At 32.8% G+C, this 24,800-nt stretch carries 24 protein-coding genes; 13 read left to right on the top strand and 11 right to left on the bottom strand.

Annotated elements, in window-relative coordinates; genetic code table 11:
* Positions 1–191 precede the first annotated feature (191 nt).
* A complete protein-coding gene (locus L987_RS09630; protein ID WP_011302543.1) occupies positions 192–884 on the bottom strand; it encodes a helix-turn-helix transcriptional regulator in 693 nt (230 codons plus the stop codon).
* Positions 885–1,335: 451 nt separating this feature from the next.
* Between L987_RS09630 and L987_RS09625 the strand changes: the two genes are divergently transcribed.
* The 7 genes from L987_RS09625 to L987_RS09595 all read left to right on the top strand — a co-directional run bounded on the left by L987_RS09625 (position 1,336) and on the right by L987_RS09595 (position 9,440).
* Complete coding sequence (locus L987_RS09625; RefSeq protein ID WP_011302544.1) at positions 1,336–2,127, top strand: inositol monophosphatase family protein; 792 nt, start codon at positions 1,336–1,338, stop codon at positions 2,125–2,127.
* Positions 2,128–2,267: 140 nt separating this feature from the next.
* Positions 2,268–3,221: an LCP family glycopolymer transferase gene (locus tag L987_RS09620; protein WP_047504422.1), complete on the top strand. Its 954-nt coding sequence runs from the start codon at positions 2,268–2,270 to the stop codon at positions 3,219–3,221.
* A 320-nt stretch (positions 3,222–3,541) separates the two neighbouring features.
* Complete coding sequence (gene fdhF, locus L987_RS09615) at positions 3,542–6,496, top strand: formate dehydrogenase subunit alpha (RefSeq protein ID WP_047504419.1); 2,955 nt, start codon at positions 3,542–3,544, stop codon at positions 6,494–6,496.
* Positions 6,496–6,963 (top strand): DUF1641 domain-containing protein, encoded by a 468-nt coding sequence (locus L987_RS09610; protein ID WP_002482553.1) that lies wholly within the window; start codon positions 6,496–6,498, stop codon positions 6,961–6,963. The genes fdhF and L987_RS09610 overlap by 1 nt, the downstream gene beginning before the upstream one ends.
* 238 nt (positions 6,964–7,201) lie before the next feature.
* Positions 7,202–7,435: a hypothetical protein gene (locus L987_RS14180; RefSeq protein ID WP_011302547.1), complete on the top strand. Its 234-nt coding sequence runs from the start codon at positions 7,202–7,204 to the stop codon at positions 7,433–7,435.
* A 26-nt stretch (positions 7,436–7,461) separates the two neighbouring features.
* Complete coding sequence (locus L987_RS09600; protein WP_011302548.1) at positions 7,462–8,238, top strand: N-acetylglucosaminidase; 777 nt, start codon at positions 7,462–7,464, stop codon at positions 8,236–8,238.
* A gap of 77 nt (positions 8,239–8,315) precedes the next feature.
* Entirely contained in the window at positions 8,316–9,440 is a 1,125-nt protein-coding gene (locus L987_RS09595; protein ID WP_011302549.1) for an FAD-dependent monooxygenase, read from the top strand.
* 60 nt (positions 9,441–9,500) lie between these two features.
* Here the strand turns inward: L987_RS09595 and L987_RS09590 are convergent, their stop codons facing one another.
* The 5 genes from L987_RS09590 to L987_RS09570 form a co-directional block, all read right to left on the bottom strand.
* The gene (locus L987_RS09590; RefSeq protein WP_002482556.1) at positions 9,501–10,457 is read right to left on the bottom strand and encodes a 2-hydroxyacid dehydrogenase family protein; all 957 of its coding nucleotides are present in this window, start codon (positions 10,455–10,457) and stop codon (positions 9,501–9,503) included.
* Positions 10,458–10,717: 260 nt separating this feature from the next.
* A complete protein-coding gene (locus tag L987_RS09585; RefSeq protein WP_011302550.1) occupies positions 10,718–11,032 on the bottom strand; it encodes a DMT family transporter in 315 nt (104 codons plus the stop codon).
* Positions 11,032–11,352, bottom strand: a complete 321-nt coding sequence (locus tag L987_RS09580; protein WP_011302551.1) for a DMT family transporter — start codon at positions 11,350–11,352, stop codon at positions 11,032–11,034. The genes L987_RS09585 and L987_RS09580 overlap by 1 nt, the downstream gene beginning before the upstream one ends.
* A gap of 226 nt (positions 11,353–11,578) precedes the next feature.
* On the bottom strand, positions 11,579–12,046 hold the full coding sequence (locus L987_RS09575; protein WP_002482559.1) for a CHAP domain-containing protein: 468 nt from the start codon (positions 12,044–12,046) through the stop codon (positions 11,579–11,581).
* A 331-nt stretch (positions 12,047–12,377) separates the two neighbouring features.
* Complete coding sequence (locus L987_RS09570; RefSeq protein ID WP_002482560.1) at positions 12,378–12,749, bottom strand: DUF4870 domain-containing protein; 372 nt, start codon at positions 12,747–12,749, stop codon at positions 12,378–12,380.
* A gap of 284 nt (positions 12,750–13,033) precedes the next feature.
* Here L987_RS09570 and L987_RS09565 point away from each other — a divergent pair, with 284 nt between their 5' ends.
* The gene (locus L987_RS09565; RefSeq protein WP_011302552.1) at positions 13,034–14,104 is read left to right on the top strand and encodes an NAD/NADP-dependent octopine/nopaline dehydrogenase family protein; all 1,071 of its coding nucleotides are present in this window, start codon (positions 13,034–13,036) and stop codon (positions 14,102–14,104) included.
* Between the two features lie 28 nt (positions 14,105–14,132).
* Positions 14,133–15,530 carry a Na+/H+ antiporter NhaC gene (nhaC, locus tag L987_RS09560; RefSeq protein ID WP_011302553.1) on the top strand — a complete coding sequence of 466 codons (1,398 nt, stop codon included), beginning with the start codon at positions 14,133–14,135 and terminating at the stop codon, positions 15,528–15,530.
* Between the two features lie 815 nt (positions 15,531–16,345).
* On the opposite strand, the gene L987_RS09555 is transcribed toward nhaC, so the two are convergent.
* On the bottom strand, positions 16,346–17,071 hold the full coding sequence (locus tag L987_RS09555) for a CHAP domain-containing protein (protein WP_011302554.1): 726 nt from the start codon (positions 17,069–17,071) through the stop codon (positions 16,346–16,348).
* Positions 17,072–17,585: 514 nt separating this feature from the next.
* Between L987_RS09555 and L987_RS09550 the strand changes: the two genes are divergently transcribed.
* The 4 genes from L987_RS09550 (at position 17,586) to L987_RS09535 (ending at position 21,394) form a co-directional block, all read left to right on the top strand.
* Positions 17,586–18,638: an LLM class flavin-dependent oxidoreductase gene (locus L987_RS09550; RefSeq protein WP_047504415.1), complete on the top strand. Its 1,053-nt coding sequence runs from the start codon at positions 17,586–17,588 to the stop codon at positions 18,636–18,638.
* Positions 18,639–18,652: 14 nt separating this feature from the next.
* Positions 18,653–19,012 carry a hypothetical protein gene (locus L987_RS09545; RefSeq protein ID WP_011302556.1) on the top strand — a complete coding sequence of 120 codons (360 nt, stop codon included), beginning with the start codon at positions 18,653–18,655 and terminating at the stop codon, positions 19,010–19,012.
* A gap of 768 nt (positions 19,013–19,780) precedes the next feature.
* Positions 19,781–20,128 carry a transcriptional regulator, SarA/Rot family gene (locus tag L987_RS09540; RefSeq protein ID WP_011302557.1) on the top strand — a complete coding sequence of 116 codons (348 nt, stop codon included), beginning with the start codon at positions 19,781–19,783 and terminating at the stop codon, positions 20,126–20,128.
* 186 nt (positions 20,129–20,314) lie between these two features.
* Complete coding sequence (locus L987_RS09535; protein ID WP_047504412.1) at positions 20,315–21,394, top strand: PTS sugar transporter subunit IIC; 1,080 nt, start codon at positions 20,315–20,317, stop codon at positions 21,392–21,394.
* A 281-nt stretch (positions 21,395–21,675) separates the two neighbouring features.
* On the opposite strand, the gene L987_RS09530 is transcribed toward L987_RS09535, so the two are convergent.
* Genes L987_RS09530 through L987_RS09515 form a run of 4 tightly spaced genes read right to left on the bottom strand, consistent with a single transcriptional unit; the run spans position 21,676 to position 24,671 of the window.
* Positions 21,676–22,374, bottom strand: a complete 699-nt coding sequence (locus tag L987_RS09530; RefSeq protein ID WP_002482569.1) for an amino acid ABC transporter permease — start codon at positions 22,372–22,374, stop codon at positions 21,676–21,678.
* Positions 22,375–22,387: 13 nt separating this feature from the next.
* Complete coding sequence (locus L987_RS09525; RefSeq protein ID WP_011302559.1) at positions 22,388–23,071, bottom strand: amino acid ABC transporter permease; 684 nt, start codon at positions 23,069–23,071, stop codon at positions 22,388–22,390.
* Positions 23,071–23,925 carry an amino acid ABC transporter substrate-binding protein gene (locus L987_RS09520; protein WP_011302560.1) on the bottom strand — a complete coding sequence of 285 codons (855 nt, stop codon included), beginning with the start codon at positions 23,923–23,925 and terminating at the stop codon, positions 23,071–23,073. Before L987_RS09520 ends, L987_RS09525 begins: the two co-directional genes overlap by 1 nt.
* Positions 23,925–24,671: an amino acid ABC transporter ATP-binding protein gene (locus L987_RS09515; protein WP_011302561.1), complete on the bottom strand. Its 747-nt coding sequence runs from the start codon at positions 24,669–24,671 to the stop codon at positions 23,925–23,927. The genes L987_RS09520 and L987_RS09515 overlap by 1 nt, the downstream gene beginning before the upstream one ends.
* Positions 24,672–24,800: the final 129 nt, after the last annotated feature.

Here is a 24,800-nt window from a genome sequence, read left to right as displayed (position 1 = left end):
GCATAATAAACAATAAATAAGCGAAGGGTTTTTAAAATTTTACAATGCAATGGCAGAATTATAGATGAAGTTTTTAGTAGTGTCTAAAAGTAGGTTAATTAGAAGAAGTAGAGTACAGAATTAACTGAGTAGTGGAGGTATAGATAATTATATTTTATTAAATATATGGATAAAGAAAATCCAACTGAACATTAGGACTCAGTTGGATTTAAAAATTGTTGATAATTATTGACGGTAATATCTTGTGTTTTGATTGTTTTGCCAAAAGAATACGAAATATCATGAATATCAACAATGGGGATTTCATTTGTTTTACCAAGTCCAATTTCAAAAATGACAGCCTTCCAAAGTCCTTCATCACAAAGTAATCCAATGAAAATAACATTTTCAGTTACAATATCAGTACGATTATTATATTCCACGGCCATCACATTTCTTTCTGTACAGTAGATGAGTACCTCTGAGAATATAGGGGGTAAATTGAGATGTTCACTATGATCAAATTTAATATAACGATCTAATTTTTTTAAATAACGTCTCATTTTTGTATAAGGTAAATTTAAGCATTTTTTAATAATTGCATTTATTTCTTCTTTATAAGGCAGTGTTGAATAAGATTGACTTTCATTCAAAACTAGGAATAAAGCAGATAATTGGTTTTCAGTTAGCTCAATTTCATAACTATTTGGTGTTTCTTGCAATTGGTAACCACCCAACTTACCATGTTTTGCCAAAATCTTAACACCTTGATCTTCTAAATCTTGAATGTCTCTTAAAATCGTCCTTTTGGATACATTTAAATCCGTCGCTAATTCTGAAGCAGTAATCTGTCTATTCTCTTGAATAGCTAGAACAAGTTTATTTTGTCTTTCGCGTTTATTCATTAGAAAGTTACCTCCCAAATGATTACATATTACATTTATTATATCACAAAAGTGACAATGATGACATTTAGAAAAATTTTTTCGAGAAATTTAAAGAAAACGCTTACATTTATGAGGAGGTTATGTTAGTATATAACTAGTAACAAAGGGGTAGCGAATAGATGGCAAAGGGGTAGGCTATTACATATAGTTTTGTTAATATCTATTTGTTCGAGTTACTAATCAAACATCTTCAATATTTATTACTTACTTTCCTTTCTATTTAACCGGCTAGCGACGCTAGTCGGTTTTATTTTGTAATTATTGAGTATATAAATGGTATTTTGATTAACTGTATTTTAATCGTAGCCAAATAACATGTATTTCAATGCGGATTCTGTGATAAAATAAAACAATTATATAGCGTATATAGGTTCGGTTTATATTATTTAAATGAAGAGGTGTATCTCATATGGAAAAAGAACAACTTATTAAAATAGATGATTCAATTCATGCTTGGTTTAATACGTTAGATGACATTATTCCAAAGTTAATCAATGATATGGTTACAAGTACTAAAAAAAACAGGTTTGATTTAGTGACCAATGTAGATAAATCCATTCAACAAAAGTTCGAGTCATTTTTAAAAGAACATTATCCTAGTCATCAGTTATTTGCAGAAGAGAAGTCTAATAGTGAAATCAATGCTAAAGAAGGTCATGTTTGGATTATGGATCCAATCGATGGTACAACCAACTTAGTTAAGCAACAAGAAGATTATTGTATTATCTTAGGGTATTTTGTAGAAGGTGAGCCTATGCTGTCATATATTTATGATTATCCACATGGCAAACTTTATAAAGCAGTCAGAGGATTCGGAGCTTATGTAAATGGCGAGCCATTATCATCGCCAGAAGATATCGAGTTAAAAGATGCGATTATTTCTTATAATCCATTAGTAATTAATGATGAAACGATTCAAGATTTGAACGAGGCATCATTTGGATACCGTTGTATTGGCTCATGTGGACTAGATTCAATACGTGTAATTAAAGGTCAGTTTGGTGCACATGTCAACACGAATCCGAAGCCATGGGACATAGCAGCACAATTTTTATTTGCAAGTGAACTTGGCTTGAAAATGACCACATTGGATAATACAAAGTTAGATTTTTCAACAGCAGGTCCGTTTATTATTAGTAATAAAGCTTGTCATACACATATGTTAGATGTACTTAATTCAGGTAATGGATATAAAAATTAGGAAATCACAAAAAATGTTTTAGTTTTATTATTTATTAAATAAATAATAGGTCTAAAGAACTATGTCTTATTTATTATATTACTATATAATGTATTATTAAATAGAGTAGAAAATTGACATAGAAATGGAGAATGATAAGAGTGAATCGTTCTGAAAAAAATAAAAAAATGGGCTTACCGACAAAAGTTTTCTTGTGGTTTATAGGCATATTAGTGCTGCTAGCATTAATTGCAGTCATATATCTTGGCTATAAAATATTTTCTGTTGGAGGATCTATCCATAACCCTCTTGATAGAGATAAATCATCATTAAGAGATAAAAGTGTGAATTTGGATGATGGAGATCCATTTACTATTGCATTATTTGGCGTAGATTCTAATGCCGAAAGAAATGCTAACGGCGGTGGACAACGTAGTGACACGATTATGGTACTATCCGTTAATCCAGAAAAGAAAACAACTGAAATCGTTAGTATACCTAGAGATACACAAGCAGATATTGTTGGTAAAGGGACAACTGAAAAAATTAACCACGCATATGCATATGGTGGGCCTGACATGGCAGTGAAGTCTCTAGAAAAATTATTAAATGTACCGACTGACCATTACGCAACAATTGATATGGATGGTATGCAAGATATGATTGACACTGTTGGTGGTATTACAGTAACAAGTAACGCAACTTTCTCTTATGACGGTTATCAATTTACTGAAGGTGAACGGTCTAAAATGGATGGTAAAGAAGCCATGGCGTTTATCAGAAGTCGTAAAGAAGATGGAGCTGGTGGCGATTTTGGACGTCAAGAACGTCAACAACTTGTTATTCAAGGCCTTGCCAATAAACTTACAAGTGTGAGTTCTATTACGCATTTTAATTCTTTAATGAATCATGTTGAAGATAATGTGAAGACAGATTTATCAGTCGGTGAATTAAATAAAGTAAGAAGTAATTATAAAGATGCAAATGACAATGTAAATAGACATCAATTAGAAGGCCAAGGTGGCATTCAAGATGACGGACTATATTACTTTGTACCTAGTGAAAATTCATTAAATGAAATTGAGACAAACGTAAAAGATAATTTAGGTATTTAATATAAGAATAGCGCGTGAGAAATCAAATCTGATTTAAAAATTAGATTGGTTTTTCACGCGTTTTTAATTGAGTACAAAAAAGCTATTTTAATAATCAATGAGATTGTAGATTGAATAGAATCTGATGCATAGCGCTGTTAAACATTGTGCTATTTAATAAAAAAATAAAGAATATAATGAAATAACTTAACAATTGAGAAAAATACCTATACAATAGTATTAACATTATTTTAAAAAGTGTGGGGCTTTTAGATGTAATGTTACAAAACATCTTATGAAGTTAAATACATGGGCGAAAATATATAATAGGGGTGAAGACTATGCAAGAACATTTGATTGTCTCGTTAGACGGCAAAGATTATCTTGTTGAACCTGGAACCAATTTACTACAGTTTATTAAATCACAAGATACATTTGTGCCTTCAATATGTTACAACGAATCATTAGGTCCTATCCAAACATGTGATACCTGTACTGTAGAAATCGACGGTAAAATGGAACGTGCTTGTAGTACCACAATTGATAGACCAATGATTGTTAATACGCAAAATGACAAAGTACAAGCCAGCCAAAAAGAAGCGTTAGATCGCATTTTAGAAAAACATATGCTTTATTGTACGGTGTGTGATTACAACAATGGTGATTGTGAAATTCATAATACGATGGACCAATGGGGTCTTGAACATCAAACATATGAATATAAAGAGAAGCCATACGAAAAAGATTATGGCCCATTCTACCGTTATGATCCAAATCAATGTATCCTGTGTGGACGTTGTGTGGAAGTATGTCAAGACGTACAAGTAAATGAGACTTTAACAATTGACTGGGAACGTCAACAACCGCGCGTTATATGGGATAACGATACTTCTATAAATGATTCTTCTTGCGTGGGATGTGGACAATGTGCAACAGTTTGTCCATGTAACGCGATGTTGGAAGTTAATATGGAAGGTAATGCAGGTTATATGACTGACCTAGAACCTGGTTCATTAGCGGCAATGATTGATTTAACGAAAAAAGCAGAACCAGGATACGGTCCATTATTTGCTGTTTCAGATTCAGAAGCGGCAATGCGTGAGGAACGCATCGAAAAAACTAAAACTGTATGTACATATTGCGGTGTAGGTTGTTCTTTCGATGTTTGGACAAAAAATCGTGAAGTATTAAAAGTGCAACCACAACATGAATCACCAGCAAATAAAATCTCTTCTTGTGTTAAAGGTAAATTTGGTTGGGATTATGTTGATTCTGATGAACGTTTAACAAAGCCATTAGTGCGTAAAAATGGTCAGTTTGAAGAAGTGGAATGGGAAGAAGCACTCTCAGTAGTAGCTGAAAACTTTAATAAAGTAAAAGGAACTCATGGTTCAGATGGTTTAGCATTTATTTCATCATCCAAAGCAACGAACGAAGAGTCATATTTAATGCAAAAATTAGCTAGACAAGTCATTGGTACGAATAATGTGGATAACTGTTCACGTTATTGCCAAGCGCCTGCTACTAAAGGTTTATTTAGAACAGTCGGTCATGGTGGTGACTCTGGTTCAATTGAAGATCTTGAAATAGCTGATATGGTTGTCTTGATAGGTACAAATACAGCTGAAGCACATCCAGTTATCGCGTCACGAATTAAACGTGGTCATAAACTTTATAATAATACATTAAATGTATTTGATATTCGTAAGCATGAAATGGCGGAACGTGCTGATAATTTCTATCAACCAAAACCAGGTACAGACTTAGTATGGTTATCAGCAGTGACAAAATATATTATCGATGAAGATTTACATGACAAAGCATTCATTAATGAATGGGTAAATCATTTTGATGAATATTACAAATCATTAGTGCCATACACAATGGAATTTGCGGAAGAAACAACAGGTATCTCTAAAGATGCGTTAATTGATTTTGCACATCAAGTTGCAGATGCTAAATCTGTCTCTATAGCATGGGCTATGGGTGTTACACAACAAGATATCGGTAGTGATACATCGACTGCGATTTCTAACTTGTTATTAGCGACAGGTAACTACAGAAAACCAGGTTCAGGCGCGTATCCTTTACGTGGACATAATAACGTACAAGGATGTAGTGATATGGGAAGCATGCCAGACCAATTCCCTGGCTATCAAAAAGTGACTGATGATGAAATTAGAGCCAAATTCGAACGTGAATATGGTGAAACATTACCAAAACAAGTAGGAAAAGATAACCATCAAATGATGGAAGGTATCCACAATGGCGAAATTGATTCATTATATTTATATGGTGAAGATACGGGTATTGTTGATTCTAATATTAACTTTGTACAAGCTGCTTTAGAGAAAGTTGGTTTCCTAGTTGTACAAGATGAGTTCTTTACATTCACTGCTACTTATGCAGATGTCGTGTTACCAGCAAGCCCATCATTAGAAAAAACAGGTACTTTTACGAATACGGAACGTCGTATCCAACGTTTGTTCCAAGCACTAGAACCAAAAGGTGATTCAAAACCAGATTGGCAAATTATACAAGCAGTTGCTAAGGCAATGGGATATGATTGGAATTATACACATCCAAGTCAAATCATGGACGAGATTGCACGTCTAACACCACTTTATTCTGGTGTGAATTATGATAGATTAGAAGGATACAATAGTTTACAATGGCCAGTAGCTGAAGATGGTACGGATGAGCCAATACTTTATCTTGAAGGGTTTAATTTTGAAGATAAGAAAGCTAATTTCTATCCATTAACATTTGATAATTTCTTTAAAGTGAATGAAGAATATGATTTGCATGTAAATAATGGTAGATTATTAGAACATTTCCATGAAGGTAATATGACTTATAAAGTACCTGGACTTGAATATAAAGTACCTAATGCTTTCGTTGAAGTCTCACCAGAGCTTGCAGAGGATAGAGGTATCCATGAAGGTGCAGAAATTAAATTGATTTCTGAAACGGGTGAAGTTGAGCTTGTAGCACATGTCACAGATAGAGTAAAAGGCAAAGAAATTTATATTCCGTTAAATAACAATGCAATGGCACATGGTGATCATGGTGCGATTAATCTATTAACTAATAGTGATGTTGATAAAGATACAGATACACCATCATATAAACGTACAAGTTGTCGCATGGAAGTGAAGACACGTAGAGGTAAATCACCATTGAATCCTACGAACTTCCGTGTTAATAAGCAACGTCAACCGCAATATAGTGTTCGTGTTCAAGATAAATGGAAGCGTGAAGATTATACTTTCCCAGGAAGTCAGGTGGATAGATAATGGCTGAGAGAATCACACAGATTAAACGCATGCAAAAATCAGAAGCAGAACTCAAGGAAGAAAGTTTAACTGAAGTGACAGATGCAATTGTTGCTAATAAGGATAGCATTTTAAAAGCAATCAATATCATTAGTACACTAGACGATGCTAAGCTATTAGATGCAATGTCTGGTGCGGTTAAGAGTAGAGGTGTGATTGCCAATAAATTCGCTGTAGAATTAAATAAAGAGCAATACACTGGTTTAATTTCAAACATGGCATCACTTGTATTTTTACTTGGTGATTTAAATGTGGATGATTTAACAACAATGTTAAATAAAGTAAACAAAGGATTAAGTGTTGCTAATAAGGCAAATCCAAATCAAAAAACGTCAATTACTGGATTGATGGGTATCTTGAAAGACGATGAAATGAACCGTAGTTTAACGTATATGTTAAATATGTTAAGAGGTATGTCTAGAGATTAACCATGGGCCTTGTAAGGCATAATTCATTAGATATTTAATGAGCGTTACAATTCATAAGTTCAATAACGAGGAATGTGCATAAGAGATCAAATAATCATTTTGGTTTCTAGCACGTTCCTTTTTTGTGTTTTATAAAATGACATATTGAAACAAAGCTAAATGTGATACAATTTCTAATGTCGGTATTAATTTTAATCAATTATTTATAGCAAGGAGTGGAAGTCTTATCAGCCCGAAAATGGTAAAAATCTTAGCTATTATTTCAAATGTATTATTAGTGATTGGTATAGTATTTTTGATCACTTTAAATATAGCAATGGCAATAACCATGTTTGTTGCGTCTCTTGCAATAAGCTTAACCATATTTAATACATTATTTAGAGAGCGAACAGCGATGAAAATTATAATCAATATTTCATTTGTAATAGTTTTAATTGCTATTATATTTGCTTATGTTACATTAACAAAATAAGTGCAAGATGAGGAGTTTTTCACGAAATGAATGACAACATAAAGCGTAAAATACCTATGTTTATTATAATTTTAATATTAGTTGTTTTTGCAATCTTATTTATTGTTAATGAAACCCATTTATTTGATGACGAAAAAACACATACTTTTGATGAAGCTGTTGAAAAACAAGTAGGTGCTGGTACATTAAATATGACAGAGAAAAATGGGCGATTTGTTGAAGCGTCTAAAAAAGATGTAGAAAAAGCAATGGATGTAAATAGTGACAAAGATAACTTAAATCATATGGATATTTCTGAAAAAGTGTCCATGTCTGAAGAAGAACTCAATAGTATTTTAAAAGATAAAGGTATTTTAAAAAATAAAGGGCAAGCATTTTTAGATGCTCAAGATAAATATGAAGTGAATGTCCTGTACCTTGTAAGTCACGCACTTGTTGAGACAGGAAATGGCAAATCAGAGCTTGCTAAGGGCATAGAAGTTGATGGTAAAACATATTTTAATTTTTACGGCATTGGTGCTTTTGATGAGAATGCAGTTCATACAGGTAGCAGTTTTGCAAAAAAACAAAAATGGACATCACCTGAAAAGGCAATTATGGGTGGTGCGCGCTTTGTGAGAGGTAACTACTTTGAAAATAATCAACTCTCCTTGTACCAAATGCGCTGGAATCCTAAGTCACCAGGAGAACATCAATATGCAAGTGATATTGAATGGGATGAGAACATTGCTACGTTTATGAAACATTATTATCATCAACTAGGTATAAAAAAAGATCATATTAATAAAGACTACTATCTATAAATGAAGATATAACAAAACATTTGAAAGAGAGTCATATTAATAATGAAGAAATTGGGAAATTTGGAGTGAATTAAAAGATGAAAATAGCTATAGTGGGTGCTGGAATCGGTGGATTAACAGCTGCAGCATTATTATGTGAACAAGGACACGAAGTTAAAGTTTTTGAAAAAAATAGCACTATTACAGAAGTCGGTGCAGGCATTGGTATCGGTGGTAATGTCATTGACAAACTTGGGAAACATGATTTAGCAAAAGGTATTAAAAACATAGGTCAAGTTATCAATGTTATGGAAATATTAGATGATAAAGATAATGTGTTAAGTAAAGCAAAATTGAAGAAAAACACAGTGAATTTAACAATGACGCGTCAAAGTTTAATTGATGTAATTAAATCATACGTTTCTGAATCTGCTATTTATACTAATCACCATGTTACGCATGTTGATAATAATGCTTTAAAAGTTGTGATGCATTTTGAAGCACAAGAAGCAGAAGCATTTGATTTATGTATTGGTGCTGATGGACTTCATTCGAACATAAGACATACTGTAGCACCTAATAGTAAAACACAGTATCAAGGATATACGGTGTTTAGAGGTCTTGTAGAAGATATAGATATTAAGTCTGATAATGTTGCAAAAGAGTATTGGTCTGCAAAAGGTAGAGTAGGTGTCGTACCGTTATTAAATAATCAAGCTTATTGGTTTATTTCAATCAATGCGAAAGAAAATGATGCGACAATGCAATCCTATGGTAAGCCACATTTACAAGCTAGATTTAATCATTTTCCAAATGAAGTTAGAAAAGTGTTAGATAAACAAAGTGAAACAGATATTCTATTACATGATATTTATGATTTACAACCACTAAAAACTTTCGTCTATCAGCGCGTGATTTTATTAGGCGATGCGGCACATGCAACAACGCCAAATATGGGACAAGGCGCTGGTCAAGCAATGGAAGATGCTATCGTACTAGCTAATTGTTTACAAGCTTATCCATTTGAAGCAGCATTACAAAGATACGATAAAATCCGTGTGGATCATACCAAAAAAGTCATTAAGCGATCTAGAAAAATTGGCAAATTAGCTCAAAGAAGCAATAAAATCGTTATTTCATTAAGAAATAGCATAGCTAAAATCATGCCTAATCGTCTTGTTGCAGCGCAAACTAAGTTTATATACAAATCGAAAAACAAATAAAAATAAAACCTCGAAACACAGTTTGACTGTTGTTTCGAGGTTTTTTGTGATTGAAGTATTTTAGTTCACAATAAATTTAGGTTGGTCATTGTTCAATTTACTAATTGTATCATTGGCTACGATTTTAGACATCATATCACGTGATTCAAATGTAGCATTACCTATGTGCGGAGTGATAACGACATTATCTAATGTTTTAAGTTCATCATTAATCTCCGGTTCGAATTCGAAGACATCTAAAGCGGCACCTTCAATTTCTTTATCTTTCAATGCTTGTACTAAAGCTTTTTCGTGAACAATAGGTCCTCTTGAAGCATTAATTAGGTAACTCGTTGGTTTCATCATTTCAAATTGCGCTTTGTCAATTTGGTGATGAAGACTTGGATTGTAAGCAGCATTAATTGTAACAAAGTCTGCATTTTTTAATAATGTTTCTAAATCAACATATTTAGCACCAATCTCTCGTTCTTTATCAACTTTTTGATGTGGTCCAGTATATAAAATGTTCATGTCGAAAGCTTTGGCACGTCTAGCAACAGCACTACCTATTTCACCTAGACCGATGATACCAATTGTTTTTCCAGAAACTTCTCTACCGCGGAAAAATAGTGGCGCCCATCCATCAAAACCAGTTGTTCGACATAACTTGTCGCCTTCTGGAATTCTTCTTGCCACTGCGAGTACAAGTGCAAAAGTTAACTCGGCTGTAGAATTGGTAGATGCTTTAGGTGTATTGGTAACATCGATATTTTGTTGTCGTGCATAATCAATATCAACATTATTGAAACCCGCACCATAATTTGTGATGATTTTTAGGTTGTTAGCTGCATCAATCACTTCTTTGTCTACAGAAGTAGACAGCAAGCTAATTAATGCGTCAGCATCTTTAACACCTTGTTTAAGTGTTTCTTTATCAATGATACCTGTTCCTTCATACATATCTACCTCAAAGCCTTGGTCTTTCAATAAGTTAAGACCCACTTCAGGTATTGGACCTGCTATATAAACTTTTACCATGTATAATCACTTCCTTTACACTCAAGTATAGTAAAATTCTATTGTGCAAACAAATAATAATATTGTGAATTATAAAAAAGTCGACTTTAAATAGAAAAAATCGCTTAATAATAGGGGTGTTAAAGTACATTTTAATAAATAAAAAAGAGTGGCAGTTAGGACTAAAATATAATTAGACCTTAACTTACCACTCTAAATAGTTAAAAACTGTCAAATTGTACAGGACTGAGAATAGTGCTATACCACGGTTGTTGAAAGATTTAACTAACGATTTTTAAACCGACAATAGATAGGATGATTAAAGCAATAAAGAAGATTCTTTTTGCGTTTTTTGACTCATTATATAAAAACATCCCTACCAAAGTACCGCCACCAGTACCAATGCCGCTCCAAGTAGCATAAGCGGTGCCCATAGGTATATCATTCATAGCAAGCTTCAAAGTACTGAAACTACAGATAAATGCAACTGCTAATAGAATGACAAGCCATTTCTTTTTGGTGCGTGAAATTTCATTTAATATAACTACGCCAACAACTTCTAATAGTCCGGCGATTAATAAAATAATCCATGCCATTAGCCATCAGCCTCCTCTGTAGTTAATTTCAACCCTATGATGCCAATAATTAATATGATAATTAAGCTGATTTTTACTAAATCGAATGGATCACCAAAAAAGATCATGTCTACAAGTACTGTACCTACTGCACCGATACCAACGAATACAGCGTATACGGTACCAACGGGTAAGTATTTACAAGCAGATATAACAAGAAAGAAACTGATAATAATTACAATAAACGTTCCTGTCCAACTAAGTAATGAGTCGGCAGTATTTAAACCAGTCACCCATACAATTTCAATGAGTCCGGCTAAGATCACTTTGAACCACTGCATTTGATGTGCCTCCTTATAATCACTAAACTATTATATTTTCTCAAATATTTGGATAGAGTTCAATGTTATAAGATGTGAAAGCGGAATTGTATTACAATCATATTATTAGAAAAAATATAATTTTTGAATTGACGCATTTATCCGCAATACTAAAATAAGAGCCCAAAACAAAATGTCCCGGGCTCTTACATCATTACAATATTATATTTTAAAGTCATTCAAAGACTTAGTTTAAGTGGATATAGTTGTAAGAACTTGCTTCACCAGCAGAAATAGTACGTTCACTAACTGAGAATGGTCCACCGTTGTAGTTCATTTCTGAAACTTCTACAGAACCGTCGCTATTTACATTTTCAACGTATGCTACGTGACCATAACCACCAGCAGTAGATTGTAAAATTGAACCAGCTTCAGGTGAGTTGTTTACAGTGTAACCTGCTGAAGATGCTGCTGAAGCCCAGTTGTTCGCATTGCCCCAAGTTGAACCAATGTTTCCGCCTACTTTATCGTATACGTACCAAGTACATTGACCAGCTGTATATAAGTTAGCACTTGAACCTGAAGTAGATTGTGTTGTGCTTTGGTTAGTTGGTTGTGTTTGTTCTGCTGCGTCTGCTTCATTTCCGTGATCTAAACCTACGATTGCTGCGCCAATACCTGCTGTTAAAGTTGTTGCTGTTACTAATTTTTTCATAATTAAAAAATCCTCCCAAAGATTATAAATAGTTATATGTGATTCAATTCATTTGTGTTGAATTTGAATGTTGATTAATTTTGCGGTTTGCTTTCAACGACAAGTAATACTCTAACAGATGAAGCAAGCTTTGTGTGGATTGTTACGCTTTTGTAAAACAATTAAAAAAACCTCACATATCGTTGTAATAAACGAGATGTAAGGTTACAGAATCGTATCAAGTCGTAATACGAAATAAAACGCGTTAATATAAGGTTTTTACAAATTTTTTGTATTTCAAAAAGCTATCATTATTACAGTAGCTATAAAGAATCACAAAATTGTGTTTAGATTATTTAAAGAATCTTATAGATAGTGGCGGTAAATAATCTTCTCCATTATACGCTTTTACTGCAGCTACAATTGTAAAAATAAAGTTCAGTATTACAATAATTGGTAGTAATACAAAGCCTATTAATATCAACATCGTGATAGTTCCAATTATTGACCAAATAACGTATGAAAGTAAGAAGTTGAAATAATTTTTACCTGCTCTATCGACAAACGGTGAATCCTCGCGTTTAATTAACCAAATAATTAATGGTGCGATTAAAGAAGTAAAGAAACTTAATACATAAATTAATGTTGCCATTAATCTCGCATCTGAATTAGGCTCTTGGTTTACATTTGTATAAGTTTGTTGATTATAATCTGTTTCTGCCATATTAGTTAAACCTCCTTTATCCTAAGACTTATAGATAGATTAACTATATCAAATTTTGAAAAATAATAGTATATCGCTTGAGTTTTTCATTTAATTTTAAATATGACTGTAACGCAATGTGTATACTTGTTAAAATATGATAATGTGATTTATCGCATCCTTATTTAACTATAACCGGAAATTTAAATTGTAAACCAGTGTTTATTAAATTTCCTTATAGGCTATAGTTGTAAGTAATGACTAAAATGGACAGTATTCAAAAATAAAAAGAAAGAAGGTAAATTATGAAAATAGCTATCGTGGGTTCAGGTAATGGTGCAGTGACGGCTGCATTAGATATGATTAGTAAGGGACATGAAGTTAAGCTATATTGTAGAAACCAATCAATCAATAAATTTGATAAAGCATTTGAACAGGGTGGATTCACTTTTAATAATGAAGGTGAAGAGAGCTTTGTTGAATTTACGGATATTAGTGATGATATGGAATATGTCCTTCAGGATGCTGAAGTGATCCAAATTGTGATTCCATCTTCATTCATTGAACACTATGCACAAACAATGGCACCTTTTGTTAAAAAAGAACAACTTATTTTCTTTAATATTGCAGCTTCTATGGGATCTATTCGATTTATGAATGTACTTGAAGATATGCATATAGACGTGTTACCTCATTTTGCAGAGGTAAATACATTAACTTATGGTACGCGAGTTAATTTTGAAGAAGCCCGTGTAGCTTTATCGCTAAATGTTAGAAAAGTACATTTTTCAACCTATGATAAAGAGTATTTGAGTGAGTGTTTCGATAAAATTGAAAAATTATATCCAAATATCGTTAAAGAAGAAAGTTTATGGAAAACAAATTTAGAGAATGGTAACCCAGAGGTACATCCGGGACCAACTTTATTAAATGTTGGTCGCATCGATTATGCGGATAGTTTTGCTTTATATGAAGAAGGTATTACGAAGCATACGGTTAGATTATTACATGCAGTTGAATTAGAAAGACTAACTTTAGGGCGTAAGCTAGGTTTTGAATTATCTACTGCAAAAGAGGCACGTATTGAAAGAGGTTATCTAGAAAGACAAGATGAAGACGAACCATTGAATAGGTTATTTAATACGAGTCCTGTATTTTCACAGATTAAAGGCCCAAATCATGTGAAAAATCGTTATTTAACTGAAGACATTGCATTTGGATTAGTATTGTGGTCTAGCCTAGGGCGTGAAATTGACGTTGCAACACCTAATATTGATGCGATCATTGTGCTTGCATCAACAATATTAGAGCGTGACTTTTTTGAAGAAGGTCTAACAATCGATGAATTAGGTAAAGATAAACTAGGGTTTGAATAATGAATCATTTGACAAAGGGGACTTGCGTATGAAAAGACAACCAACATTTTTGGAATCAATTTCAACGATACTAGTAATGATTATTATCGTTATTACAGGTTTTGTAGTATTTGATATACCGATACAAGCACTATTGATACTTTCATCTGCTTATGCTGCTTTAATAGCTAGAAGAGTAGGATTAAAATGGCAGGATTTAGAAGAAGGAATAACGAAGCGTTTATCTACTGCAATGCCAGCATTATTCATTATCTTAGCAGTGGGTATTATTGTTGGTACATGGATGTATTCTGGCACTGTTCCGGCATTAATTTATTATGGTCTAGAGTTTTTAAATCCTAACTACTTTTTAGTTTCAGCATTTATTATTTGCGCTGTTACTTCAGTTGCGACTGGGACAGCATGGGGTTCTGCCTCTACTGCGGGTATTGCATTGATGGCCATCGCAACACAATTACATATCACACCCGGTATGGCAGCTGGTGCAATTATTGCTGGCGCAGTATTCGGTGACAAAATGTCGCCTTTATCTGATACAACCAATCTGGCAGCTTTAGTTACGAAAGTAAATATCTTTTCTCATATAAGAGCCATGATTTGGACAACTGTACCAGCTTCTATTATAGGACTTGTCGTATGGTTCTTTGCTGGAAGACAATTTGGAGGTAATACGAACACAGCTCAAGTTAACGCGTTGTTAAAAGAGTTGGCACAAATATACAATATTAATTTCTTTGTATGGATTCCATTAATTGTAATCATTATTTGTTTGCTGATGAAAATGTCAACTGTACCAGCCATGCTCATTTCAGCATTAAGTGCCATCATTGTTGGTGCTTTTAACAATGGATTTAAAATTGTCGACGGTTTCAAAGCAACATTTGATGGGTTTAATAAAGAAATGGTGTCGGTGAATAGTGGGGACTTAACGAATAGTGCAGTGAGTTTAATAGAGCAAGGCGGCATTATGAGTATGACCGAAATTATCGTTACCATATTTTGTGGTTATGCATTTGCTGGTATTGTCGAAAGGGCAGGTTGTTTAGATGTCATTTTACAAAAAATATCTAAAAATATTAATACAGTCGGCCAATTAGTGCTTGCAACTGTTTTAGGTGGACTTATGATGGTACTTGCTGCAGGTGTAGCATCTGTAGTGATTATCATGGTCGGTGTATTAATGATGGAAATGTATAATAAAATGGGACTTGATAGATCTAATTTATCTAGAACATTAGAGGACTCAGGTACAATGATTATACCCTTAATTCCATGGGGAACATCAGGTATTTATTATACCCAACAATTAGGTGTTACAGTTGATCAATTCTTTATATGGACAGTACCATGTTATCTATGTATCGTATTTGCGATATTCTATGGATTTAGTGGAATTGGAATTAAAAAAGCACAGCCAAATGAATAATGTAATACGAGTGTGGTAATTAAAATGCAATGATTTAAAGCAGTTCGATGTCATATTGTGAGTCATCGAGCTGTTTTTTATTATAAATGAGTAGCCATATGATACTTGTTGTATGAAAGTAATAACTTTTAAATAAAGTTACTTAATTAAAAATTAATGAAGGGTATAAAAAGACAGCTTTTAATAAAACATGAACAATTATTTATATGAATCTTAAATAAGAGGTTTAAAAATATATAATTAGGCTATACATAAATAAGGATGAGATGAGTCCGAATTGTACATAGTAATCATTGTAGCTATATTACTTATATACAAAGGGCATCGTTAATCCTACTAATGTAGATAAAGATTTTAAATATCCTTCTATTATCTATTTTATAATCGGTTTTGTTCTGTATATTGTAGCGATATTACATTATAGAACCGATTTATTAACGCGACCATATATTTAAGTTTCTAGTTTAGAAATCCTAATTTCAAATTTAGTTAATATAGATTGATGATTATAGAAAATATAGTTTTAATTTATTATAAATATGATGGCAATTGCGTCAACATAAAGACTTGAATAAAATATAATGAAAACGAGAGTCTGGGACATAAATAGATGTTTCAGACTCTTTTTCAATCCTAGTCATTCTTGAGGGGCAGGTAGGACTACGAAATCTTTATTAGAAGATTTGATTTCTGTTCACTTTATATTAAAAAAGTACTGTTGAATGTGGTTGAGATAAAAAACAATCAAAGTTCAAGGTTTAATGGATAACAAAAAAAGACAATCCATACGGATTGTCTTTTTGATGACACTAAAATTAGTGAATGTAGTTGTAACCTGAAGCTTCGCTTGCAGAGATTGTACGTGAAGTAACAACTCCAGCACCTTGACCATAGTTCATTTCAGAAACGTTGATTGAACCGTCACTGTTTACATTTTCAACGTATGCTACGTGGCCATATCCACCAGCAGTTGATTGTAAGACTGAACCTGAAGCAGGTGAGTTGTTTACTGTGTAACCTGAAGCAGCAGCTGCGCTTGCCCAGTTGTTAGCGTTACCCCAAGTTGAACCAATTTTACCACCAACTTTGTCATATACATAATATGTACATTGTCCAGCTGTGTATAAGTTGTTTGAAGAACCTGAAGTATTAGAAATTGAGTTTGAACCATTTGAATTTGATGGCGCGCTAGTTGTACTTACTTTAACATTGCTGTTTGAAGTAGAGTGAGAAACTGCACCTTTACCACCAGTACCTTGGTTATTAGTTGTATATGATTGAGTTGCATTATTGTTAGTTGAGTTAGCATTGCTGTAACCGTTGCTAGTGTGACCTTGGTCACTGTTGCTTGGGTTCCAGTTACCTTGCCAAGTGTAGTGGTATTGACCTTGTTGATCTATAGTATATGAATAGCTATATGAACTTGGGTCATTTGGGTTGTACCCACTATTGTTGTTTTCTGCTGCATCTGCATCATGTTGTGCAAAAGCAAAAGTAGCGATTCCTGCAGTAGCGATAGTAGCTGTAGCGATTTTTTTCATTGTTAAATATCCTCCTAAGAATAGTAAATAATTTAAAATTTAGTTTTAATTTTATCCCAGTCTCTAAACGACAATTTTTATAATTTTTATTCGCTGTTTCAACGACAAGAATTACTTTACCAAAAAATAAGTGATTTGTGTGCGTTGTTATCATTTTGTAATTTAGTTATAATAATTAACCCCTTTATGTAACAAATAAGTCGAGGTGTGACATAGGACTAAAGACCGATGGTATCATGTTTTAGTATAATAAAGTGTAAAATAGCACTTTATTATATTACAAAGCTGTAAAATAACAGAAAATTACAAATGGGAAAATATGAGACTATTTATATATTTAAAATAACAAAAAATTACTTTGCGACCATTTTATGATTTACTAATTATATTAAGTTAAATGTAATTTGTAACTAAATAAATGTTTTAGTTTTGTTTGAGCAATGATATTGACACTTAATGGAGAAGAAATTATGATATTGAGTATAAAAATTATACTCGTTTGAGAGGTGAATGAATGAAAATAGAATTAGGTTTAACTTCTTTTGCAGATAATATAGATTTGCACACAGAAGTAGGTACTCAACCTGGTATATCAAATGCGCAAAGAATTCGTAACATAATAGAAGAAGTTGAAACCGCTGATCAATATGGACTTGATGTTTATGGCTTAGGAGAGCATCATAGACCAGATTACGCTGTATCAGATCCAGTTACTGTGTTAGCAGCTGCTGCAACAAGTACACATCATATTAAACTGAGTAGTGCTGTAACTGTATTGTCATCAGATGACCCAGTACGTGTATATGAACGTTTTTCTACATTAGATGCAGTTTCTAATGGACGTGCTGAAATAATGGTAGGTAGAGGTTCATTTATAGAGTCTTTTCCATTATTTGGTTATAATTTGAAAGATTATGAACAGCTCTTTAATGAGAAGATTGATTTATTAATGCACATTAATCGTAATGAAATTGTTAATTGGGAAGGACAAATCCGACCGTCTATAGAAAATCTAGGTGTTTATCCAAGGGCAGAACATCGACCCCTACCAATTACAATAGCAACAGGTGGTACACCAGAATCTTCATTAAAAGCAGGAGCGTTAGGTTTACCAATAACTTATGCTATAATTGGTGGTGATCCAAAAAGGTTCAAAAGAAATATAGATATGTATAAATCTATAGCAGAATCTTATGGACATGATATTAAAGCTTTACCTATTGCAACACATTCATGGGGTTATATTGCTGAAACCGATGAACAAGCTAAACGTGAATTCTTCCCATCAGTAAAGGCAAGTCATGATATATTGGCAAAAGAACGTGGTTGGCCAATGTATGATGAAAATAGTTTTGAACGTGAGGCTGGATCACAAGGTGCATTGTATGTTGGCAGTCCAGAAACTGTAGCAAATAAAATCATTGAAACGGTTGAAGCATTAGGCATTACACGTTTTATGTTGCATACCCCAGTGGGATCTATTCCTCATGAAAGAACAATCAATACGATTAAATTATTGGCTGAACGTGTAAAACCTATTGTAGATAAATATTTTGAAAACAAATAAAAGGAGATTTTGTAATGATATTACGTTATTTAACAAATTTAAAATTAGCTAAAGAATTATATGGTGCGGCAAAACCTAAAATAAAAGGTGACCAATCTATGAAAGATACGTTTGTTGAAGTATTCAACTTACCAGCAAATGCAGTACCATTAGCAGGTGCTGTTGAAGCGTTAAGTGCAGTATTCTTTGTATTAAGTTTTGCAAGTAAAAGATTATCACGTCTTGGTTCATTGCTAACAATCGCAGTATTAGGTGTAGCAGCATATAAACACTTTGAAGCAGGTCATGGTAAAGCAGGCGCTAAACATGCTTTAGATTTAACTGGATTAGCAGCATTAAGCTTCTTAGACACATTTGACTGTAAGAAAAAATAAGTTGCTTCATTTTTGACTATAAAGTGAAGGATGTAACCATACATTGGTATATTTAGATACTAGAAGTTATTTACTTTTTTAATGAAAGATAAGTAACCTAAGACTGCCAACAAAGTCTCTGACCTTGTTGGCAGTTTTTTTATGCACATTTTCCGAAGGTACGGTCTTAGCCAACAGTCTTCGGCTAATGCTTTTCTCACTGGATTCAATCTAAATTGCTGTCGATAGGATATGAAAAATAGGATGCTTGATAAATTAAAAAGCGATTCAGTCATTTAGCGCATCATTACTATGTCGCTAATAAATTATAATTTGAGTTAAGCATATTGAGTATTACAGAAAAATTTTTTAGATCGTTTATTGATGACACATGCATATAAAGAAAAATATAAAAATAGGCAAATTCACTACAAATTTATTTGTTGTTTTTATCTATATGCTAATGGCTATTTGCGTTTTTAACGAAAAGTAAATAGCCCTTTTTTATTGAAAATTTTTCATACAAAAACACTATGCATTTTGTAAGTTAGAAGATTTGATATTTACAATGGATAACACATTCTTTTTTTAGTAATAAAAAGAATGAATAGCTTAATAAAATTTGAAAATGAAAAGTAAATATTAAAAAAATAGTATGAAATTTTAATATTTCACATAGTTGGTCATATTGAATTCGTTTTAGAAAATGGGATAAAATTAATGTATTAATATTGTTAAGCATCACTAAAACAGATATTAACATCATGAAAAAACATAAGGAGTGGTTGTATGAATTCACAAACATTTAAATCATTAAATGAGCTTATATCTACGTATCAACAGGGGAAAAAATTTTTTAAGTTCAGTAAACGAGAGTATAAATTAAATTATGAAGAAATATTTATCTTAAATTATATTTATAATTGTGAAGATAATGAAATTACTGCAAAAGATATTGCAAAACACTCAGAACTACAACCGTATTATTTAACGAAAGCATTGCAAAAATTAATAAAAATGAATTTCTTAAGTAAAAAAAGAAGTGAAATAGACGAAAGAACAGTTGTAGTTTATGTGAATGAGCAACAACGGAATAGCATTAATGAAATGATTGAAGCATTACAACGCTCATTATAATCACGATAGAATCCCTATAAAATGAAAAATTTTGCGTAAGCCATAACAAGACTAATATTCTGAAAATGCAATTTTATATTATTAGTTATATATTTCACTATAATATGTTTTTGAAAACAAATTAACTGTGGTATACTTATATTTGTTTAATGAAAGCGCATACATAAAAGCGGGAAAGGTGTTATTATGAATTTACTTATAGGGATTATATTCTTGGGCATCGTGTTATGCTTATTTACATTATTTACAAGCAAAGCACCAAATGGTAGTAAAGCGATGGGGGCACTTGCAAATGCTGCCATTGCATCATTTTTAGTTGAAGCATTTCACAAATATGTCGGCGGTGATTTAATTGGGTTACCTTTTTTAGGTCAACTTGGTGAAGCGGCAGGTGGGCTTGGTGGTGTTGCAGCAGCAGGGTTAGTAGCACTAGCTATGGGTGTGTCTCCTGTTTATGCATTTGTTATTGCAGTTTCATGTGGCAATATGGACTTGTTACCAGGTTTTGTTGCGGCTTATATTGCAAGTTTTGGTATGAAATGGATGGAAGAAAAGTTACCTGATGGGCTTGATTTAATAACGGCAATCATTGTCATCGCACCTATTACAAGATTGATTGCAACTGGTATGACGCCAGTTGTAGATGCTTCTTTAATGCAAATCGGTAATATCATTAAAGAGTCTACAACTTCGAGTCCAATACTAATGGGTGTGGTATTAGGTGGTATTATCACGGTTGTAGCTACTGCACCATTAAGTTCAATGGCATTAACTGCTTTACTTGGATTAACTGGTACACCTATGGCTATCGGAGCATTAGCAGTGTTTGGTTCGTCATTCATGAATTTTGTATTATTCAAAAGAATGAAGTTTGGTGATCGCAAAACAACCATTTCAGTTGCAATTGAACCTTTGTCACAAGCAGATATCGTAACTGCAAACCCAGTACCTGTTTATATTACAAATTTTGTTGGTGGCGCAATATCAGGCGTAATCATTGCTTCATTTGGTTTGGTGAATGAAGCAACTGGAACAGCTACGCCAATTGCAGGACTGATGGTAATGTTTGGGTTTAACAATGCACTTACTGTGATTACAGTGGCATTGATGTGTGCGTTAAGCAGTGCAATTTGTGGTTATTTAGGGTCACTCGTATTTAAAAACTATCCAATTATTACAAAGTACGAATTGCAAAATGGTACAATGCCCAAAAAAGTTAAACAATATTATAAATTAAAAAAACAATGTGCAGAAAGCTTAGCATAATAAAACAGGGATTGAAATCACGAAATTATTATAGAAAAATGAGACGATGCCCTATGGGTCTGTCATGATTCATAAAAAATTGATCTTCTATAATTATTGTTGAAGGACAAAAAAATCTAGTTTCTTCCTATTTAACTAGTAATCATTCATCTGTAACAAGTAGTAGATAATTATTGACGAAAATCTAGCATTTGTTATGTATACTTATAAAATAAAAACGCGCCGGTTGAATGTTCGAATTTCAACTGGCGCGTTTTAATATAACTTCTGGAATAAAAATTTTATGACGCATTCGTTTGCATATAACGTAATGAGCTTGTTTCCATTTTATTAAATATATATTCTAAAATCATTGCTAATAACCAATAAAACATTGCAGCAACAGTGTAGACTGTTATGAAACGGTATCCTTCATTGGCAATAATGTGACTGACTGCCATAATTTCAGTGACTTGAACTGCAAACGCTAGGGAAGTTCCTTTGATTAACATGATGAATTGATTTTCAATATTAGGTAACGCATAAGCAAATGCTTGAGGTAGCACGATTTCTTTATATATATGAAATCTCGTAAGCCCTACAGATTGTGCAGCTTCTATTTGTTCATAATCGACAGATTGCAATCCGCTTTTAATAGATTCTGAAAGGTAGGCAACAGCATGTAATGAAAATACAATAAATGCAATGATTAATGGAGAAAAAATATCAGGGTTTATATGCCATTGCAAATGTTCGTTTAAGAATAAAATAAAGGCTGGTAAGCCATAATAGACAATGAATAACTGAACAATCAGCGGTGTACTTCTGAAAAAAGAATTGTATATTATAATGAACTGAGATAATACAGGTATACGTTTTAAGCGAATCATTGCGAAAATTAATCCAATGAACAGACCGATGATAATGGCAACAAGTGAAATCATGATTGTATTTGGCACGCCTTTGAGTACTTCAAATATAGTATAAAAAATAAATGACATAGGTCTGTCCTCCTTAAATTTGGTATGGTTTTTGGGCACGTTTATCAATGATTGTAAATACGCCTTGGATAATTAAAGCGATGAGCCAATAAACAACAGAAATGACAATATATACTTCTAACATACCTAAACCATAATTATTACCAATAATTAATTTGACTTGTCCCATCATGTCGATGATTCCGATAGTAAAAGCCAAAGAAGTATCTTTTACAAGTTCGATGATTTGTGTTGTTAAATTTGGAATACTGTTGCGCAGCGCTTGTGGTAAGATGATCTCTTTTAATATTCTAGGGTATGTTAAACCTATGGATAAACCTGCTTCAATTTGTCGGTAGTCTACAGATTGGTAACCTGCGCGAATAATTTCAGATAAATAAGCACCAGTATGTAATGTGAAAGCTAAAATCACAAAAAATAATCTACTGAAATGATTGATATCAATATGTACAAACAACAACAACTGAGGTAAAGCAAAATAAACTAAGAAAAGTTGTAATAGTAAAGGTGTGCTACGAATAAAAGAAATATAGACTTTGACGACAGGTGACAATAATTTAATTTTTTGTAGTCGTATGGTTGCTAAAATAAAACCGAGTATCAGTGCAAAAATGAGCGATAAAACAATCATCAATAATGTCAAAGGTAACTGTTGCAAGACTTGATATAATAAATCCAACCAATTTACTGATTGCATTAGCGATGCACCTCCAATTGTGATTTTTTCTTATTAATATCATCTAAATCTTCAAAGACATTAATATCAAAATATTTTTTTGAAAGCGCTTGTAGTTTGCCTTCTTTCTTCAATTCAATCGTAGCCTGGTCAATGTCATCATGTAATTGTTGATGCTTTTTATTGTAAACGATGTGTAATGGTTCTTTTTTAACAATACCACCGATTTTCACATCTTCTTTGACTTGAGATTGTATGGCTTTATAAGTGTTCCAATTCAAAAGCATGGCGTCTCGACGTTGCTGACTAACCATTTTTAAATTATCGCCATTCGAAGGTTCTTGTATCGTATTGACTTGAATCTTATCTGTATGATTTTTATTATATTCAGATAAGATAGAATACAAGCCACCACTAGGAGCCATTGGTGTAATATTTTTTCCTGGTAAATCATCTAAATGATGTATGTCGTTGTTATCACGGTTAACAACGAGTAAAGGTAAAGCATAACTATATGGCTCATCTTGATATAGAAATTGTTTTTCACGTTCAGGTGTTTTGAAGAACCAGTTAATTCCCATATCAAACTTTCCAGCACCAATGCCTACTAAGTTGGATTCTTCTTCGCCTACTTCATATTTGAAATCATATTGTGGTAATTTTTTTTCAAGTAATTTCATATATTCCATATCGAGTCCAATAAATTCGTTGTTTTTCGTAGTGTATAAGTAGGGTGGATTAACTTCTGCTGACAATGCGACTTTAATTTCCTTTTTGTGTGATGAAGTATCATCATTATGAGTAGCATTACAAGCAGACAATAAGAAACATAAAACGCATAACATCATGAAGAAATATTTTTTGTGTCGTAGCATTAAACATCACGCTCCGTGCCAACATGATTTAAAAAACGCTGGATTCTTTTTGACTCAGTGTTTTCCAATACTTCATGTGGTGTACCACGATGAATAATGTGTCCATCATCAATAAATAGCACTTGGTCAGCGATTGCTTTTGCAAATTGTATTTCGTGAGTAACTAAGACCATTGTCATACCTTCTTGGGCAATCGATTTGATTAGAGAGAGTACGCTTTGTATAGATTCTGGATCCAAGGCTGAGGTTGGTTCATCAAGCAGTAGTACATCAGGATTTAAGGCAAGTGCACGAATGATTCCGATACGTTGACTTTGCCCACCAGATAATTGACTCGGATATTTATCTTTTTGTTCTAATAAATCAATTCTATTTAAATAAGACAGTGCGATGTCATTGGCTTCAGCATGGCTATAATTTTTCCCATATTTTAAACCGACAGTAATATTTTCTAGTATTGTTTTATTTTTAAAAAGATTATAATTTTGAAAAACCATTGCGGATTTTTGACGTAATTTGAATATATCTTTTTTATTATGTTTAGAAGCATCAAAGCTTGTATCCCCAATAGTAATAGTCCCTGATTTCGCTAAAGCAAGTGCATTTAGTGTGCGTAAGAGTGTTGTTTTACCAGAACCACTGGGTCCGATAATAGCTGTGACTGTACCTTTATCCTGTGAGAAACTGACGTCATTCAGTATCGTATTCTCATTGTATTTATGTATAAGATGATTAACTGTAATCATATGTGTCCCCCCAATATAGCAATAATTATAAATTATCATAATAAATCTTATCGGTAAAGTAAGGATTTGGGGTAGAAACCTTTATTTAAGCCATATCGAGTGTTAAACTTATACTTATATAGAAAGAAA

The sequence above is a fragment of the Staphylococcus sp. ZWU0021 genome, assembly GCF_000798895.1.
Classification (GTDB): Bacteria; Bacillota; Bacilli; order Staphylococcales; family Staphylococcaceae; genus Staphylococcus; species Staphylococcus saprophyticus.
Note: the sequence above shows the minus strand (reverse complement) of the source record. Positions and strands in the feature narration are given on the sequence as shown.

Coding starts and splice junctions, on each gene's coding strand:
- L987_RS09630 (WP_011302543.1), bottom strand. CDS start 884: ATGAATAAACGCGAAAGACAAAATAAACTTGTTCTAGCTATTCAAGAG.
- L987_RS09545 (WP_011302556.1), top strand. CDS start 18,653: ATGATATTACGTTATTTAACAAATTTAAAATTAGCTAAAGAATTATAT.
- fdhF (WP_047504419.1), top strand. CDS start 3,542: ATGCAAGAACATTTGATTGTCTCGTTAGACGGCAAAGATTATCTTGTT.
- L987_RS09590 (WP_002482556.1), bottom strand. CDS start 10,457: ATGGTAAAAGTTTATATAGCAGGTCCAATACCTGAAGTGGGTCTTAAC.
- L987_RS09540 (WP_011302557.1), top strand. CDS start 19,781: ATGAATTCACAAACATTTAAATCATTAAATGAGCTTATATCTACGTAT.
- L987_RS09580 (WP_011302551.1), bottom strand. CDS start 11,352: ATGCAGTGGTTCAAAGTGATCTTAGCCGGACTCATTGAAATTGTATGG.
- L987_RS09625 (WP_011302544.1), top strand. CDS start 1,336: ATGGAAAAAGAACAACTTATTAAAATAGATGATTCAATTCATGCTTGG.
- L987_RS09520 (WP_011302560.1), bottom strand. CDS start 23,925: ATGCTACGACACAAAAAATATTTCTTCATGATGTTATGCGTTTTATGT.
- L987_RS09600 (WP_011302548.1), top strand. CDS start 7,462: ATGAATGACAACATAAAGCGTAAAATACCTATGTTTATTATAATTTTA.
- L987_RS09535 (WP_047504412.1), top strand. CDS start 20,315: ATGAATTTACTTATAGGGATTATATTCTTGGGCATCGTGTTATGCTTA.
- L987_RS09585 (WP_011302550.1), bottom strand. CDS start 11,032: ATGGCATGGATTATTTTATTAATCGCCGGACTATTAGAAGTTGTTGGC.
- L987_RS09525 (WP_011302559.1), bottom strand. CDS start 23,071: ATGCAATCAGTAAATTGGTTGGATTTATTATATCAAGTCTTGCAACAG.
- L987_RS09555 (WP_011302554.1), bottom strand. CDS start 17,071: ATGAAAAAAATCGCTACAGCTACTATCGCTACTGCAGGAATCGCTACT.
- L987_RS14180 (WP_011302547.1), top strand. CDS start 7,202: ATGGTAAAAATCTTAGCTATTATTTCAAATGTATTATTAGTGATTGGT.
- L987_RS09570 (WP_002482560.1), bottom strand. CDS start 12,749: ATGGCAGAAACAGATTATAATCAACAAACTTATACAAATGTAAACCAA.
- L987_RS09595 (WP_011302549.1), top strand. CDS start 8,316: ATGAAAATAGCTATAGTGGGTGCTGGAATCGGTGGATTAACAGCTGCA.
- L987_RS09575 (WP_002482559.1), bottom strand. CDS start 12,046: ATGAAAAAATTAGTAACAGCAACAACTTTAACAGCAGGTATTGGCGCA.
- L987_RS09515 (WP_011302561.1), bottom strand. CDS start 24,671: ATGATTACAGTTAATCATCTTATACATAAATACAATGAGAATACGATA.
- L987_RS09610 (WP_002482553.1), top strand. CDS start 6,496: ATGGCTGAGAGAATCACACAGATTAAACGCATGCAAAAATCAGAAGCA.
- L987_RS09530 (WP_002482569.1), bottom strand. CDS start 22,374: ATGTCATTTATTTTTTATACTATATTTGAAGTACTCAAAGGCGTGCCA.
- L987_RS09565 (WP_011302552.1), top strand. CDS start 13,034: ATGAAAATAGCTATCGTGGGTTCAGGTAATGGTGCAGTGACGGCTGCA.
- nhaC (WP_011302553.1), top strand. CDS start 14,133: ATGAAAAGACAACCAACATTTTTGGAATCAATTTCAACGATACTAGTA.
- L987_RS09550 (WP_047504415.1), top strand. CDS start 17,586: ATGAAAATAGAATTAGGTTTAACTTCTTTTGCAGATAATATAGATTTG.